This window comes from Mycobacterium sp. 852002-51057_SCH5723018 (genome assembly GCF_001667035.1).
In the GTDB taxonomy this organism is placed as follows: domain Bacteria; phylum Actinomycetota; class Actinomycetes; order Mycobacteriales; family Mycobacteriaceae; genus Mycobacterium.
In genome coordinates, this window is the sequence record NZ_LZIR01000096.1 from 92933 (window position 1) to 107747 (window position 14815).

The 14815-nt window shown below is 70.1% G+C and carries 13 protein-coding genes; 9 read left to right on the top strand and 4 right to left on the bottom strand.

Annotated features, from left to right (window positions below; all coding sequences use genetic code 11):
- The 4 genes from rpsD to truA all read left to right on the top strand — a co-directional run bounded on the left by rpsD (position 1) and on the right by truA (position 3313).
- Positions 1 to 606, top strand: a complete 606-nt coding sequence (gene rpsD, locus A5764_RS20265; protein WP_067116153.1) for a 30S ribosomal protein S4 — start codon at positions 1 to 3, stop codon at positions 604 to 606.
- 129 nt (positions 607 to 735) lie between these two features.
- A complete protein-coding gene (locus tag A5764_RS20270; protein ID WP_067116156.1) occupies positions 736 to 1779 on the top strand; it encodes a DNA-directed RNA polymerase subunit alpha in 1044 nt (347 codons plus the stop codon).
- A 36-nt stretch (positions 1780 to 1815) separates the two neighbouring features.
- Positions 1816 to 2472 carry a 50S ribosomal protein L17 gene (rplQ, locus tag A5764_RS20275; protein WP_067116159.1) on the top strand — a complete coding sequence of 219 codons (657 nt, stop codon included), beginning with the start codon at positions 1816 to 1818 and terminating at the stop codon, positions 2470 to 2472.
- The gene (truA, locus tag A5764_RS20280; RefSeq protein ID WP_082951815.1) at positions 2450 to 3313 is read left to right on the top strand and encodes a tRNA pseudouridine(38-40) synthase TruA; all 864 of its coding nucleotides are present in this window, start codon (positions 2450 to 2452) and stop codon (positions 3311 to 3313) included. Before rplQ ends, truA begins: the two co-directional genes overlap by 23 nt.
- A gap of 52 nt (positions 3314 to 3365) precedes the next feature.
- On the opposite strand, the gene A5764_RS20285 is transcribed toward truA, so the two are convergent.
- Together A5764_RS20285 and A5764_RS20290 are read right to left on the bottom strand one after the other, a co-directional pair.
- Positions 3366 to 4001: a cutinase family protein gene (locus A5764_RS20285; RefSeq protein WP_067116166.1), complete on the bottom strand. Its 636-nt coding sequence runs from the start codon at positions 3999 to 4001 to the stop codon at positions 3366 to 3368.
- Between the two features lie 41 nt (positions 4002 to 4042).
- Positions 4043 to 4924, bottom strand: a complete 882-nt coding sequence (locus tag A5764_RS20290; RefSeq protein ID WP_067116169.1) for a cutinase family protein — start codon at positions 4922 to 4924, stop codon at positions 4043 to 4045.
- 129 nt (positions 4925 to 5053) lie between these two features.
- On the opposite strand from A5764_RS20290, the gene eccB reads away from it, so the two are divergent.
- Positions 5054 to 6445, top strand: coding sequence for a type VII secretion protein EccB (eccB, locus tag A5764_RS20295; protein WP_067116171.1), 1392 nt, complete (start codon positions 5054 to 5056; stop codon positions 6443 to 6445).
- On the opposite strand, the gene mycP is transcribed toward eccB, so the two are convergent.
- Complete coding sequence (gene mycP / locus A5764_RS20300; RefSeq protein ID WP_082951817.1) at positions 6413 to 7762, bottom strand: type VII secretion-associated serine protease mycosin; 1350 nt, start codon at positions 7760 to 7762, stop codon at positions 6413 to 6415. The two genes, eccB and mycP, sit on opposite strands and share 33 nt — an antisense overlap.
- Complete coding sequence (gene eccD, locus A5764_RS20305) at positions 7720 to 9099, bottom strand: type VII secretion integral membrane protein EccD (RefSeq protein WP_067116174.1); 1380 nt, start codon at positions 9097 to 9099, stop codon at positions 7720 to 7722. Before eccD ends, mycP begins: the two co-directional genes overlap by 43 nt.
- Before the next feature lie 131 nt (positions 9100 to 9230).
- Here eccD and eccCa point away from each other — a divergent pair, with 131 nt between their 5' ends.
- The 4 genes from eccCa to A5764_RS20325 are packed head-to-tail and all read left to right on the top strand — an operon-like array spanning position 9231 to position 14798.
- Positions 9231 to 12857: a type VII secretion protein EccCa gene (gene eccCa / locus A5764_RS20310; RefSeq protein ID WP_082951818.1), complete on the top strand. Its 3627-nt coding sequence runs from the start codon at positions 9231 to 9233 to the stop codon at positions 12855 to 12857.
- Entirely contained in the window at positions 12854 to 14125 is a 1272-nt protein-coding gene (locus A5764_RS20315; RefSeq protein WP_067116179.1) for a type VII secretion-associated protein, read from the top strand. The genes eccCa and A5764_RS20315 overlap by 4 nt, the downstream gene beginning before the upstream one ends.
- A gap of 50 nt (positions 14126 to 14175) precedes the next feature.
- Complete coding sequence (locus tag A5764_RS20320) at positions 14176 to 14487, top strand: WXG100 family type VII secretion target (RefSeq protein WP_067116181.1); 312 nt, start codon at positions 14176 to 14178, stop codon at positions 14485 to 14487.
- Positions 14488 to 14501: 14 nt separating this feature from the next.
- Positions 14502 to 14798, top strand: coding sequence for a WXG100 family type VII secretion target (locus A5764_RS20325; protein ID WP_067116184.1), 297 nt, complete (start codon positions 14502 to 14504; stop codon positions 14796 to 14798).
- The last annotated feature ends 17 nt before the right edge of the window (positions 14799 to 14815 follow it).

Sequence of the window (14815 nt, forward strand, 5' to 3'; positions counted from 1 at the left end):
ATGGCTCGTTACACCGGACCCATCACCCGCAAGTCGCGCCGGCTGCGCACCGACCTCGTCGGTGGCGACCAGGCCTTCGAGAAGCGTCCCTACCCGCCCGGCCAGCACGGCCGCGCGCGGATCAAGGAAAGCGAATACCTGCTGCAGCTGCAGGAGAAGCAGAAGGCGCGCTTCACCTACGGCGTGATGGAAAAGCAGTTCCGCCGCTACTACGAAGAGGCCGTGCGACAGCCCGGCAAGACGGGTGAGGAGCTGCTGAGGATCCTGGAAAGCCGGCTCGACAACGTCGTGTACCGCGCCGGGCTGGCGCGCACCCGCCGGATGGCCCGCCAGCTCGTCAGCCACGGCCACTTCACGGTCAACGGCGTGCGCGTCGACGTCCCCAGCTACCGGGTGTCGCAATACGACATCATCGACGTGCGGGACAACTCGCTGAACACGGTGCCGTTCCAGATCGCGCGGGAGACCGCGGGCGACCGCCCGCTCCCGAGCTGGCTGCAGGTGGTGGGGGAGCGGCAACGCATCCTTATCCACCAGTTGCCCGAGCGCGCGCAGATCGACGTGCCGCTCAGCGAGCAGCTGATCGTCGAGTACTACTCGAAGTAAAGACCCCCTGCGCCAACCGGTGCAGGTCTGCGGTGATCGCAAGCGCGGCGAAGCCGAGCGCAGCGGGTCGGCGCAGGAGAAGGAAACGGCATCAAATAGCGGGTGCCGAGAAGGAGAAGAAGAAACACCATGCTGATCTCTCAGCGACCCACACTGTCGGAGGAAGTCCTCACCGACAACCGGTCCCAGTTCGTCATCGAGCCGCTGGAGCCCGGATTCGGTTACACCCTGGGCAATTCGCTGCGGCGCACGCTGCTGTCGTCGATCCCCGGCGCGGCCGTCACCAGCATCCGCATCGACGGCGTGCTGCACGAGTTCACCACCGTGCCCGGCGTCAAGGAAGACGTCACCGACATCATCCTGAACCTCAAGGGCCTGGTCGTGTCCTCCGAGGAGGACGAGCCGGTCACCATGTACCTGCGCAAGCAGGGCCCGGGCGAGGTCACCGCGGGCGACATCGTGCCGCCCGCGGGCGTCACCGTGCACAACCCCGCCATGCACATCGCGACGCTGAACGACAAGGGCAAGCTCGAGGTCGAACTCGTCGTCGAGCGTGGCCGCGGTTACGTCCCGGCCGTGCAGAATCGCGCGTCGGGCGCCGAAATCGGCCGCATCCCAGTCGATTCCATCTACTCGCCGGTGCTCAAGGTCACCTACAAGGTGGACGCCACCCGTGTCGAGCAGCGCACCGACTTCGACAAGCTGATCCTGGACGTGGAGACCAAGAGCTCGATCACCCCCCGCGACGCGCTGGCGTCGGCGGGCAAGACCCTGGTCGAATTGTTCGGTCTGGCACGGGAACTCAACGTCGAGGCCGAGGGCATCGAGATCGGGCCGTCGCCGGCCGAGGCGGACCACATCGCGTCGTTCGCGCTGCCGATCGACGACCTGGACCTGACCGTGCGGTCCTACAACTGCCTCAAGCGCGAGGGCGTGCACACCGTCGGCGAGCTGGTGTCGCGCACCGAATCCGACCTGCTCGACATCCGCAACTTCGGTCAGAAGTCGATCGACGAGGTGAAGGTCAAGCTGCACCAGCTGGGTCTGTCGCTCAAGGACAGCCCGCCCACCTTCGACCCGTCGGAGGTCGCGGGCTACGACGTCGCCACCGGCACCTGGTCCACCGAGGCCGCCTACGACGACCAGGACTACGCGGAAACCGAACAGCTGTAACGGCTTTTGAGAACCATCTAGACAGGAGCGTCAGCAATGCCCAAGCCCACCAAGGGCCCTCGCCTCGGCGGGTCGTCTTCGCACCAGAAGGCCCTTCTGGCCAACCTGGCCACGTCGCTGTTCGAGCACGGCCGCATCAAGACGACCGAGCCGAAGGCCCGTGCGCTGCGTCCGTACGCGGAGAAGCTGATCACGCACGCGAAGAAGGGCACGCTGCACAACCGTCGAGAGGTTCTCAAGAAGATCCGCGACAAGGACGTGGTGCACGTCCTGTTCGAGGAGATCGGGCCGTTCTTCGCCGACCGCAACGGCGGCTATACCCGCATCATCAAGGTCGAGGCGCGCAAGGGCGACAACGCCCCGATGGCCGTGATCGAGCTGGTGCGGGAGAAGACGGTGACCGCCGAGGCCGACCGGGCGCGTCGCGTCAAGGCGTCGAAGAAGGCCGCCCCCGAGGCCGCCGCGGCGGCACCGCAGGCCGCGGTCGAGCCCGAAGCGGTGGACGCTTCGGCCCTCGACGAGTCGGCGGACGCTGCCCCCGAGGCCGCGGCGGCGGCGCCGCAGGCCGCGGTCGAGGAGGCTCCCGAAGCGGCTACCGACGCCGAGGCCAAGGCCGAGGAGCAGCACGACAAGGCCGTGGAGGCCAGGGCCGAGGCCGAGGCCGAGGCGGCTGACGAGGCTGACGAGAGTTAACGAGGACGTCCGTCTTCGGCTCGACATCGCCTATGACGGAACGGAATTCGCGGGCTGGGCGGATCAGACCGGACAGCGGACCGTCGCCGGCGTCCTCGATGAGGCGCTGACGACGGTTTTCCGTACGCCGGTGCGGCTGCGCGCGGCCGGGCGCACCGATGCCGGCGTGCATGCCACCGGCCAGGTGGCCCACGTCGACGTGCCCGTCGACGCGCTGCCCAACGCCTACCCCCGCGCCCCGCGCGTGGGCGAGCCGGAATTCCTGCCGCTGGTGCGCCGCCTGGGCCGGTTCCTACCCCCCGACGTCCGGGTGCTCCACATCTCCCGCGCCCCAGCGGATTTCGACGCGCGGTTCTCGGCGCTGCGCCGCCACTACACCTACCGGCTGTCGACGGCCCCGTACGGTGTGCAGCCGCAGCTGGCGCGCTACGTCACCGCCTGGCCGCACGTGCTGGACCTGGACGCGATGGCCGCGGCGTCACGAGACCTGGTGGGGCTGCACGACTTTGCGGCGTTCTGCCGTCAGCGCGAAGGCGCCACCACCATCCGCGACCTGCAGCGGTTCGACTGGTCGCGCGAGGGCGATCTGATCACCGCGCACGTCAGCGCCGACGCGTTCTGCTGGTCGATGGTGCGGTCACTGGTCGGGGCGCTGCTGGCCGTCGGCGAACACCGCCGCCCCGTCTCCTGGTGTCGCGGATTGCTCAGCGCGACAGACAGGTCCAGCGACTTCGCCGCCGCACCGGCGCACGGCTTGACGCTGATCGGCGTCGACTACCCGCCCGACGACCAGCTTGGGGCGCGGACCTTGATCACCCGGGATCTGCGCACGCCGACCTAGTGGCGATCGCGAGCGCGGCGTAGCCGGGCGATGCGGGTCGCCACCATCGGGCCTACACCTTGGCGGCGACGAAACCGGCGGCCTGGTTGGTCAGCCCAGGCACGTAACCCAGGTGCGCGGCCCACTGATTGCCGTTCGAGCAGATCGGGTCGCCCGGGTTGCACAGGTCGATGGTCTTGCCGTCGAAATTCGGTGTCAGGACGTTCATCAGGCCACCCGCGCGGCCGGACGGATTTCCGAACAGGGCGACGGCGGCGACGTGGTCGGCGGCCCCGGTGGGCAGCGGCTGATGGAAACCGAGGCCGGGAACCGGTGCGGCGGTGACGATGTCGACGACGGCCGCGCCTTGGGAGTATCCGCCGAGCACCACCTTGGTGTTCGGGCAGTTGTTGGCCATCTGCTGCACGTGGTTGCTGGCGTCGTTCGCGCCGTTCGCGGCGGCCAGGAAGTCCTTGCTCGCTGGGTAGTTAACCCCGTATGAGCCAACGCTTTTGCGGGTCTTCTGGCGCAGTGAGCTGACGAAGGCCTGGCCCACCTTTCCGACGCCGGGCGGCTCGTCGGTGCCCCGGGCGAACACCACCTCGACGTCGGGGCACGACGCGAAGGCACGAGGCAACAGTTGCGGAGCAAGCCAAAACGCGGCCGCCGCAAGGAATGCGGCGGCCAGCCCCAGGCGGATAAGCCTCACACTGCGAGGCTACGGACCTATGGTCAAGCGCCGGTAACGATTTAGACGAGCGGTGCTTGCGGGATCGGCGTACTGGGCGCGATCGGCGTGTTAGGGGTGTTCGGCGCGGGGACGGACGGGCCCGATCCCGGGGTCTGCGGGCCATAGCCGGGTGTCTGCGGGCCATAGCCGGGTGTCTGCGGGCCGTACCCGGGCGTCTGCGGCGAGTACTGGGGCCCGTAGCCGGGCACCTGCGGGTTGGCGCCGGCCAGGAGCTTGGACGCGACGAAGGCCGCCGCCTGATTGGTGTAGGCGGGGACGTAGCCCTCGGTGTGACCGCTCCACTCGTTGCCGGGGCCGGCGTGGCAGATCGGGTCGCTGGGGTTGCACAGGTCGATCGCCTTGGAGCCGAGCAGCGCGCTCTGGGTGGGCAGCGTGCCGCCGGCGCGGTCGGCCACGTCGCCGAAGGTGGCGACGGCCGTGATGTTCTTGGCGTATTCGGGCGGCAGCGAGCTGCCCCAGTTGATGCCGCCGATGGGAACGCCGGCCACGATGTCCATCACCGACGCGCCCTGCGAGTAGCCGCCCAGCACGATCTGGGTGTTGGGGCACTTGGCCACCGCCTGCTTGACGCGGTTGATGGTGTCGTTGGCGCCGTCACCGCCGTGCAGCTGCAGCTTGCTGGCGGCGTAGTTCACCCCGTAGGTGTCGAACTTCAGACCGGGGGCCTGCTGGCGCAGCGCGTCGACGAAGGCGTCACCGACGCGCCCCAGGCCGGGCGGCTCGTTGGTGCCGCGGGCGAAGATGACCTCGACGTCCGGGCAGTCATCGGCGGAGGCGACCGGGGTCTCGGACGCGATAGTGGGGGCGAACAGCAGGCCGGCGGCGGTGACCAGTGCAGAAACCCCCGGGCCCACCCAGCGAGCTAAGCGGTGGGAAGACACGCCGAAATGTTACCGGCAACCAGCGCAGACGGAAAATTAGCCGGTCTGTGGATGGATGACGCGCGGGCAGCCAACCTGCGCTTAACGTGGGGCCGAGGGTCAGCATTCGACAAATTTCCCGGGGGGATTTTGGACCGATCGCCGCCATGCCCGCCGACCACAGGGCTGCAGGTCAGCGGATACCGGTTTCTGCTGCGCCGAATCGAATGCGCGTTGCTGGGTAGGGACATCGGCGCGGTCAACGAATCGCTGCGCGCGCGCTCGGCCTCCGTCGCGACCGGGTGCGTTCTGGCGGCCATCGCCGTTGCCGGATGCGCGGTGCTCGGTTTGCTACGGCCGCGCGCGGACCTCGATCACGCGCGAATCGTGCTGGCCCAACCGTCCGGGGCGCTGTACGTGCGAGTGGGCGATACCTGGCACCCGGCGCTGAACTTGGCCTCGGCGCGGTTGATCGCGGGGACGGCCGACGACCCGCGACCGGTGCGCGAGACCGATTTGCGCCGCACCAAACGAGGTCCGCTGCTTGGCATTCCGGGCGCACCGCAGCTTCTGGGTAATCCGCTGCCCGACGCTGAGTCCGCCTGGACGATCTGTGATACGGACGGCGCCGGCGCAACGACCGTCGTCGTCGGAACCGCCGACGTATCGGCGGCCCGCCGCCTGGCCGCCGATCAGGCCATGCTGGTCGCGCCGCCCGCCGGTTCGCCGGCCCAGCTGCTCTACAACGGCCAGCGGGCGGTGGTCGACCTCGCCGACGCCGCGGTTCTGCGAGCGCTCAGGCTGGAGGGCCGCGCGCCGCGGGTGGTCTCGCCGTCGTTGCTGAACGCCGTGCCCGAGGCGCCGCCGATCGGCGTTCCGCGGATTCCCGGCGCCGGCGGCCCGGCGGCGGGCCTGCCCGGATTCCCGATCGGGAGTGTGCTGCGCATCAGCCGCGGCGATGGGGAGGAGTATTACGTGGTTTTGGCCTCCGGTGTCCAGCGCATCGGGCGGGTGGCCGCGGACCTGCTCCGTTTCCGCAACTCACACGGCACGGCCGAGGCCATCGCGGTGGCGCCGGACGCGATCCGCGCCACCGGAATCGTGAACACGCTGCCGGTGGCCGGTTACCCCGAGCGGGCGCCGACCCTGGTCGACGGCGGCACTACCGTGTGCGTCGCGTGGCGCCCGGCGCCGTCCGGGAATGCCGACATCGCGTTTATGACCGGCAGCGGCCTGCCGGTGCCGCCCGGCCAGGTGCCGGTGAGCCTGGCGCAAGCCGATGGCCGCGGTCCCGCGCTGGACGCGGCCTACCTGCCGCCCGGCAGGAGCGCCTACGTGCGCGGGAATGGCCGAGTCGGTACGCGATACCTGGTCATCGACACCGGAGTGCGGTTCGCGATTCACGACGACGAGGCGGAACGTGACCTCGGGCTGCCGGCGCCGATCGCCGCGCCGTGGCCGGTGTTGACCACGCTGCCGTCCGGGCCCGAACTGGCCCGGCAGAGCGCGTTAGCCGCCCGCGACACGGTTGCGGGACCGTAACCGGCCGGTGGCCGCACCGGCCGCCAGCACTCCCATCAGCGCAAGGAGGCATAGGGCCGCGCCGCGCACGGCGGTGGCGCGGGCCCCGGAATGCGGCGGTCTGGGTGCCGGCGGTGTTGCGATCGGCGCCGGGGGTGGAGCCGGTTTGGAGGTGTCCGGCGTCGGACCGGCGTCGGTGCTGACCGCGGCCAGGGCGTCGATCGTGCCGTTGCCGACCAGGGGATCCGATCCGGCGGGCGGGTGATGCGCGGTCGATTCGATGCGCTGCATCACCTGCCGTGCGGTCAACGCCGGGAATCGCGCCCGGATCAGCGCGGCCAGCCCGCTGACCACGGGGGCGGCATAACTGGTGCCGGACACCGGTTGCGAGCCGAGGGGAGTCACCGCCTCACCGGTGGCCGCGACGTCCACCCACGGCCCGGCAAGCGTGAAGGCCGACGGCGTCCCGTCGGCGTTCACCGAACCGACGGCCAGCACGTAGTCGTCGTACCAGGCCGGACTGGCCACGACCGTGACGGTCTGCCAGGTGGCATCGGAGCGCTGGGGCGGACACTGCGCGGCTTCGCCGGTGTTGCCCGCCGCGGCCACGATGACGGCATTCTTGACGTCCACCGCGTAGGCCAGCGCGGCGCCCAGCGCTCGATCGTCGGGCGCCGACGCGACCGGAACGCATGCCACCGACGAAATGTTGATCACCGACGCGCCGAGGTCGGCCGCCGTCCGGATGGCTTTCGCCATGGTGTCGACGTCCCCGACCCCGGCGCGGGACCGCTCGCTGGCTGGAGCGAACTTCGCACTGGACTGGCGGATGCTGATCAACGTCGCATCGGGTGCCACTCCACCGAGGCCGCCGCCCGCGGAATCCGGCGTGGCAGCGATGATCGCGGCGACCAGCGTGCCGTGCGCGTCACAGTCCTGAGTGCCATCGCCGCCGGCCACGTAGTCCCCTCCGGCCACCACGTCGGGCAGCCGGGGCTGCCGGGAAACGCCGGTGTCGATGACCGCGATTCGTTGTCCCGCACCACGTGTGAGCTGCCAGACCCGCGGCAAGTCGTCGAGACCCACGAGCTGGCTACGGGCCGGTTGCGGCGCGGCCGTCATCGTCGCGCAGACCTCGCGCTGCACCGTCGGCCAGGGCGGCGCAGGCAGGGCCGGCTTGGGCAGCCACTTGTCGTCGATCTGCGGCGGCGAGACCGCCTGCGCCGACGGCGATCCCAGCGCTGACAACGCCGCCAGCACCGACACCGCGAGCAGGCGCGCGACACGGGAGGCGATCACGTCAGCGTCAACCCGCGAACGGTGTTGTAGAGGCCGCATACCCAGCACGTCAGGGGCACCAGAGCGGCCAGCGTCACGCATTCCAGGACCTCGACGCCGCGGCGCAGGAGCGGTGACGGCGAGACGCCCGGGGCGACGAAGCCCAGGCAGATCGCGGTGGCGGCCAGCGTCGCCGTCGCCGCGGCTAGCCACCCACCGCGGCCCGGCACGCCGGAGGCCACGGCCGCGAATGTCGTGGCGATGACGGCGATTCCGCCGCTGACAAACACCAACCTCCTTGCCCGGGCGTGTGAACGAGCGTGCAGCAGCAGCGACGCGCCGGTGAGGGCGCCAAAGCCCATGCAGCACAGTCGTGGGGCGCCGCCCAGCACGGTGACGACGGCACCCGCGGCGGCTGACGACGAGAACGCCGCAAGCAGGCCCGTCAGCCAGTTGTCAGCGCGGAATGCCTTGTCGGCCAAGCCGTCCGCGGGCTCCAGATCGGGCGGCGGTGCGAGCCGCGGCGACAACCCGGCCAGCGCGATCGACAGGCGCGGCGCTAACCCGATCAGACCCAGGCATATCAGCGTGGATACCGAACCAAGCGCGGGCAGCGGGGCGGCGGTCATCACGCCCACCAGCGCGGCGGCAGCGACGAGCGTCGCGGCGCACGCGACTGCGGTCAACGTGACGACACCGCACCCCACGACGCGCATCGCCAACACCGATGTGGCTGCCGCCGCCGCGGCGGCCAGCAATGCGTTGGGGGTCGCCGGGGCGCCGGGCACCGCCAGAAAGCCGGCAACCGCCGCGAACGCAATGCCCATGACGCTTAGTGCAAGACCGGCCATGGCGTCGCGATAGGAACGGTGTGCGATCGCCGCACCCAGCAGCGCGACGAACCCGGCCAACGCCGCGACACCTGCGGCGGTGCGGCTTTCGCCGAAGGCGTTGGCCGTGGCGGCGTTTCGGATGAGCGCCAGCGCGCCGATCACGGTCAGGCAGCTCGCCGCTACAGCACCGGTGAGCCGGGTTGCCTGCGGCTGCGTCTCGGGCCGCAGCGCTGCGTCCAGCATCGTCGACACGGCCTCGGCCACATCGTCATAACGGGGAGCGGGCGGCGGCGTAGGAGACTGGATCAGGACCAGAACGTCGCCGTCGCGGATGCCGTTCTGCGCCAGGGTCGTCGAGGTATCGAAGGCGAACGCGCCAGGTGTGCACAGCTGATAGCGCTTGGCCTCGAGATCGCCGGAACTCCCCTGGCCGCTGCCGTCCAGGATGTCGACGATCGACGGGATCAGGACGGCGACGGGCACGCCGGTGGGCAGGGCTAGATCGACGTCGGTGGTGCCCGCGTGCACTGACACGCGGCGCAGCCCCGGATCGGACGCAGGCAACGGCGACCCCTTCGCTCGGATTACCGGCACAGTAGCCACATTTCGGACCCGGGGTATCCATCTGTCCACAGGTGAGTTGCAGCGGACTCCGGCCCTGCTTAGCGTCGCCAAGCGGTGGGAGGGGGCCAAGTTTGACTGGGTGTTTCACGCCGGTGGCGCGGCGGCCACCGCCGGCGGTCGCGACAACGGACATCGCGGTTGATGCGCCGCCGGGCCCGCCGCCGCGGCCGCCGAGCCTGCTGCCGCGACTGGTGCCGGTTGTCGCGGTGATTGCGACTCTGGCCGCCATGGCGGCGAGCTTCTGGTCGGGCTCGGCGGTTACCCGCAACCCCATGTTCGTGGCGTTTCCGATCATGATGCTGGTTTCAACGGCCGTGACGGTGGCCAGCGGGCGCGGCCAGCGGCGCGGCGGCGGCATCGACGTGGACCGGGTGGACTACCTCGGGTATCTGAGCGGGCTTCGCAGGACGGTCACCGAAACGGCTGCGGCCCAGCGCTTCTCGCTACTCTGGAACCACCCCGACCCGGATACGCTGTGGACCTTGATCGGCGGTCCCCGGATGTGGGAGCGGCAAGCGTCCGACCCGGACTTCTGCCTTGTCCGCGTTGGTGTCGGAACACAGCCGCTTGCCACCCGCTTGGTGGCCGCGGAGGCCGAATCCGGGCCGCGCTCGGATCCGGTTACTGCTGTGGCTTTGCGTCGCTTCGTCGACACACACTCAACCGTCGCCGAGGTTCCCGTCACGGTGGGGTTGCGCGCCGTGGGGACGGTGACGGTCGACGGCGATGCGGACGCCGCACGCGGGCTGCTGCGCGCGCTGGTCTGCCAACTGGCCGTGCTGCACCCGCCGGACCAGTTGTTGATCGCCGCCGCGGTCAGCGATCGACGCCAAGCCCACTGGGATTGGCTGAAGTGGCTGCCGCACAACCAAGATCCGACCGCCGTCGATGCGGTGGGGTCTGCCCGCATGGTGTATCGGAGCATGGCCGAGGCGCGGGACGCGCTCGCCGGTACCGTGGCAGCGCACCGGGTGATCGTTGCCGACCTCGACGAGCACAGCGACCCGGGTGCCGCCGGCGCGATCAAGGATACGACCGTCCTGCGGGTCGGTGCCGGCGGCGAAGGCACGGCATTGACGCTTCAGGTGGCCGGCGAGGTTCAACCGGTGCCGCGCCCCGACCGGATGGATGCACTCGACGCGCTGGTATGCGCCCGCCGGCTGGCCCGATACCGGGCCGGCGGCGCAAGCGCGGTCGACGACGGCGGCTGGCTGGACTTGGCCGGCCCCGCGGATGTCGCCGACGATGATCGACTCTGCGTTCCCATCGGAACGACCATCGACGGTATGCGGCTGGTACTGGACATCAAAGAGCCCGCCGAAAACGGTATGGGGCCACACGGGCTGTGCCTGGGCGCCACCGGGTCGGGCAAGTCGGAGCTGCTGCGCACCATCGCGCTGGGCATGATGGCCCGGAACTCTCCCGAATCGCTGAACCTGCTTCTCATCGATTTCAAGGGCGGCGCAACGTTTCTCGATCTGGCGCGGGCCCCACACGTGGCCGCGATCATCACCAACCTCGCCGATGAGGCGCCGCTGGTGGCCCGGATGCACGACGCGCTGGCCGGCGAAATGAACCGCCGGCAACAACTGCTGCGAACCGCACGATGCGCCAGCATCGCGGCCTTCCAACGCGCACGCCGGGCGGGCGGCGGGTTGCCCCCGCTGCCGACGTTGTTCGTCATCGTCGACGAGTTCTCCGAATTGCTCAGTCAGCACCCAGATTTCGCCGATGTGTTCGTCGCGATCGGCCGGCTCGGCCGGTCGCTGGGTGTGCATTTGCTGCTGGCCAGTCAGCGGCTCGACGAGGGCCGGTTGCGGGGGCTGGAGGCTCATCTTTCCTACCGGATCTGCCTGAAGACCCTGTCGGCCGGGGAATCCCGCGCGGCTTTGGGGACACCCGACGCGTATCACCTGCCCAATACGCCCGGCGCGGGTTTCCTCCGGTGCAGCAACGGCGAGCCGATTCGCTTTCAGGCCGCGTCTGTTTCGACGCCGCTCGAGGCCCACGCGCCGTCTTGCGCTCCGCCGGTGACTGAGCTGTCGGTCAGGCCGTTCAGCGCCCGGGCCGTCGGCCCCCTCACCCGGGCGGCGGAGCCGTTCGCATCGCCCACGCGGACCGTCCTGCAGGCGGTCCTGGACCGCCTGGTCGGTCAGGGACCGCCCGCGCACCAAGTATGGCTACCGCCGCTGGGTGCGGCGCCCGCACTTGCCACGCTGCTTCGCGACGGCGCATCCGCGTCGGCCGACCTAGCCGTGCCGATCGGTGTCGTCGACCGGCCATTCGACCAATGCCGCACGCCGCTGATGGTCGACTTATCCGGGGCCGCAGGCAATGTCGCGGTCGTCGGTGCACCCCAATCGGGCAAATCGACCGCGCTGCGCACACTCATCACGGCCTTGGCGGCTACGCACGACGCCCGCCGGGTGCAGTTCTACTGCCTGGACTTGGGCGGCGGGGCGCTGGCGTCCGTCCGCTCGTTGCCGCATGTGGGCGCCGTCGCGGGCCGGGCCGAGCCCGAGCTGGTGCGGCGCGTGGTGGCCGAGATGGAATCTATCGTTCGATACCGGGAGGCGCGGCGCCCCATTGAGCCCTTCGCCGACGTGTTCCTCGTCGTCGACGGCTGGGCCGGCCTGCGTCATGAGTTCGAGGCGCTCGAGGCGCCGGTCACCGCCCTTGCAGCACAAGGGCTTTCGTTCGGTGTGCATGTGATGTTGTCGGCGTCGCGCTGGGCCGAGATCAGGCCCTCGCTGAGGGATCAGATCGGCACCCGCATCGAGTTGCGGCTGGGCGATCCGGCGGATTCCGAAATCGACCGCAAGCGGGCCCATCAGGTACCCCACGGCCGCCCGGGCCGCGGCCTCTCCCAAGAAGGGCTGCAGATGGTGATCGCTCGACCGATCGACGAGATCCCCCGCGGTGAAACGGTTGCGCCACCGATACCGCTGCTGCCCGCCCGCGTCGACCTCGAGACCGTCGTGCATCGAGCGGGTGTCGACATGCAAGCGCGGATCCTGCTCGGTCTCGACGAGCGCCGAATGGGTCCGGTGCCGGTCGATTTCGAGCGGCATTCGCATCTGCTGGTGCTCGGAGACAATCAGTGCGGGAAGACCGCCACGCTACGTGCCCTGTGCCGCGAGATCGCTCGGAGCCGGGCCGCCGCGGAAGCCCAACTGTGGGTGATCGACTTCCGCCGCGCCCTGCTCGGCGTCGTCGAGTCGGAACACCTTGGCGGCTATGCCATGTCAGCGGCCGCATTGGGCGCGTTGCTGGCGAGCCTGCTCGATGTCCTGCAGCGCAGGATGCCACCTTCCGACGTGACCCAGGCGCAGCTGCTGGCCAGGTCCTGGTGGTCGGGGCCGGACATCTATCTCGTCGTCGACGACTACGACCTGGTCGCAACCCCGTCGGGCAATCCGCTCGCACCCATCGCCGAATACCTACCATTCGCACGGGATCTGGGGTTGCACCTCATCGTGGCGCGCCGCAGCGGCGGCGCAGAGCGCGCGTTGTTCGAGCCGCTCCTGGCGGGACTGCGTGACCTTGGCTGCCTGACCCTGATGATGAGTAGACACCCGGACGAGGGGCCTTTGTTCGGTTCGGGGCGCCCGGCGCGGTTGCCGCCGGGCCGCGGCGTCCTGATCGCCCGCGGCGGTGACGAACAGCTGATACAAGTCGCCTGGACCACGCCCCCGTGAACCCCACCCCCGGCCCACACCACGCAATCATCGAGGCCGGCCCCGGCACGATTCGTCGATTATGTTGCGGCACAACGCAACACCGTGTCGACGACGACGCGTCTGAGATTGCGACGGAGGCGCTGGGCGCGATAGACGATCGGGTGGCGCTCCTCGCCGGACGCCCGGTCACCGTCGATTCAGCGTGGCGCGCCGCGCTGCGATCACTGGATTGCGCGCACCACGATGGGCTGGTCCTGGTGTATCCGTCGTGGTGGTCGTCGACGCGTATCGGCGTCGTGACAACCGCCGCCAAGCGGGTGGCCGATGACGTGCTGGCGCGCCCCCGGTCCTGGCTGTTGGCGCAGGCATCCGACGGGCACTGCGACACGACCGTGGTCGTGGAGATCGCCGAGCGGTTGGTGGCGATCAACGGTGCGGAGCTCGTCGCGGTATCGCGGGCTGGGGAACCGCTTTCGGTTGCCCAGGAGGCCGCAACGGTCATCGCCGACATGACTCGAGGGTCGATGGCCGGCGTGGTGATTGACGTGCCCGGCACGGTCGCCGGGGCGCCGGCGCTCGGCGCGGCGATCACCGCGGCGCTGCGCGATGGCGGCCGACCGGTGGCGGAAATCGATGACGCTCGGCTGTGCCGGCTGGCGCAGTCGGCGCTGACGGCCCGCGCCGAGCCGCCCGAACCGCGTTCCACCGCCCGCGCCGGCGGCGTTCGATCCCGCGCGCGGATGGTGACTTGGCTTGCCGGTGTCGCCGTCGTGGTGACCGGGTCGTTCCTGGCGCTTCCGACGGTGGTGGCTCAGGGCCATCGCCCCATCCCGCCGCCGGTTCAGGTGCAGCCGGCGCCGACGACATTCCTGGTGGAAGGCCGGGTGACGGTGACGGTGCCCGCCGACTGGCCCACGCAGCGGGTGGTGACCGGGCCCGGTTCGGCCCGGGTGCAGGTGACGTCGCCGTCGGATCCCGAGGTGGCGCTGCACGTCACGCAGTCGCCCGTGGCCGGCGAGACGCTGAGCGGCACCGCGGAGCGGTTGAAGCACGCGATCGACACCGAGGCGGCCGGGGTGTTCGTCGACTTCAATCCCTCCGGCCTCACCGCCGGCCGGCCCGCGGTGACCTACCGTGAAGTGCGCGCCCACCATCACGTGCGGTGGACGGTGCTGCTGGACGGGCCGGTCCGGATCAGCATCGGATGCCAGAGTCGGTCCGGCGACGAGGAGGCCGTCCGCACTGCGTGCGAGCAGGCGGTGCGGTCCGCCCACGCGATCGGTTGAGCCCACGACTGCGGCGGAACCAAACGACGGCCCACGCGGTCCTAACTTGTATGGCGAACATACTGAGCACCGACTTCGACCTCATGCGCTCGGTCGCGGACACGACGGACGCCCGCAATGACGAAATCCGGGCAACGCTGCAGGCCTTCATCGGCAGGATGAGCAACACACCGCCGTCGGTGTGGGGTGGGCTCGCGGCGGGGCGGTTCAAAGAGGTAGTCGAACGCTGGAACGCCGAGTCGACGCGGCTCTACCACGTCCTGCACCGGATCGCCGAGACCATTCGGCACAACGAGACCGCCCTGCGCGACGCCGGCCACGATCACGCCAGCCGCATTGCCGCCGCCGGCGGAAACCTGTGACGGGCGGACGACCAGTGGACCCGGTGCTGTCCTACAACTTCGGCGAAATCGAACATTCCGTACGCCAGGAGATCCACACCACGGCGGCCCGTTTCAACGCCGCGCTGGACGAGCTGAGATCACAGATCGCGCCGTTGCAGGAAATGTGGACCCGCGAGGCGGCGGCCGCATACCAGGCCGAACAGCTCAAGTGGCACCAGGCGGCGAGCGCGCTCAACGAGATACTGGTCGACCTCGGCCACGCGGTGCGCGACGGCGCGGAAGAGGTGGCGAACGCCGACCGCAGGGCGGCCGGAGTCTGGGCACGGTAGCTGAATGGCCCCTGTGT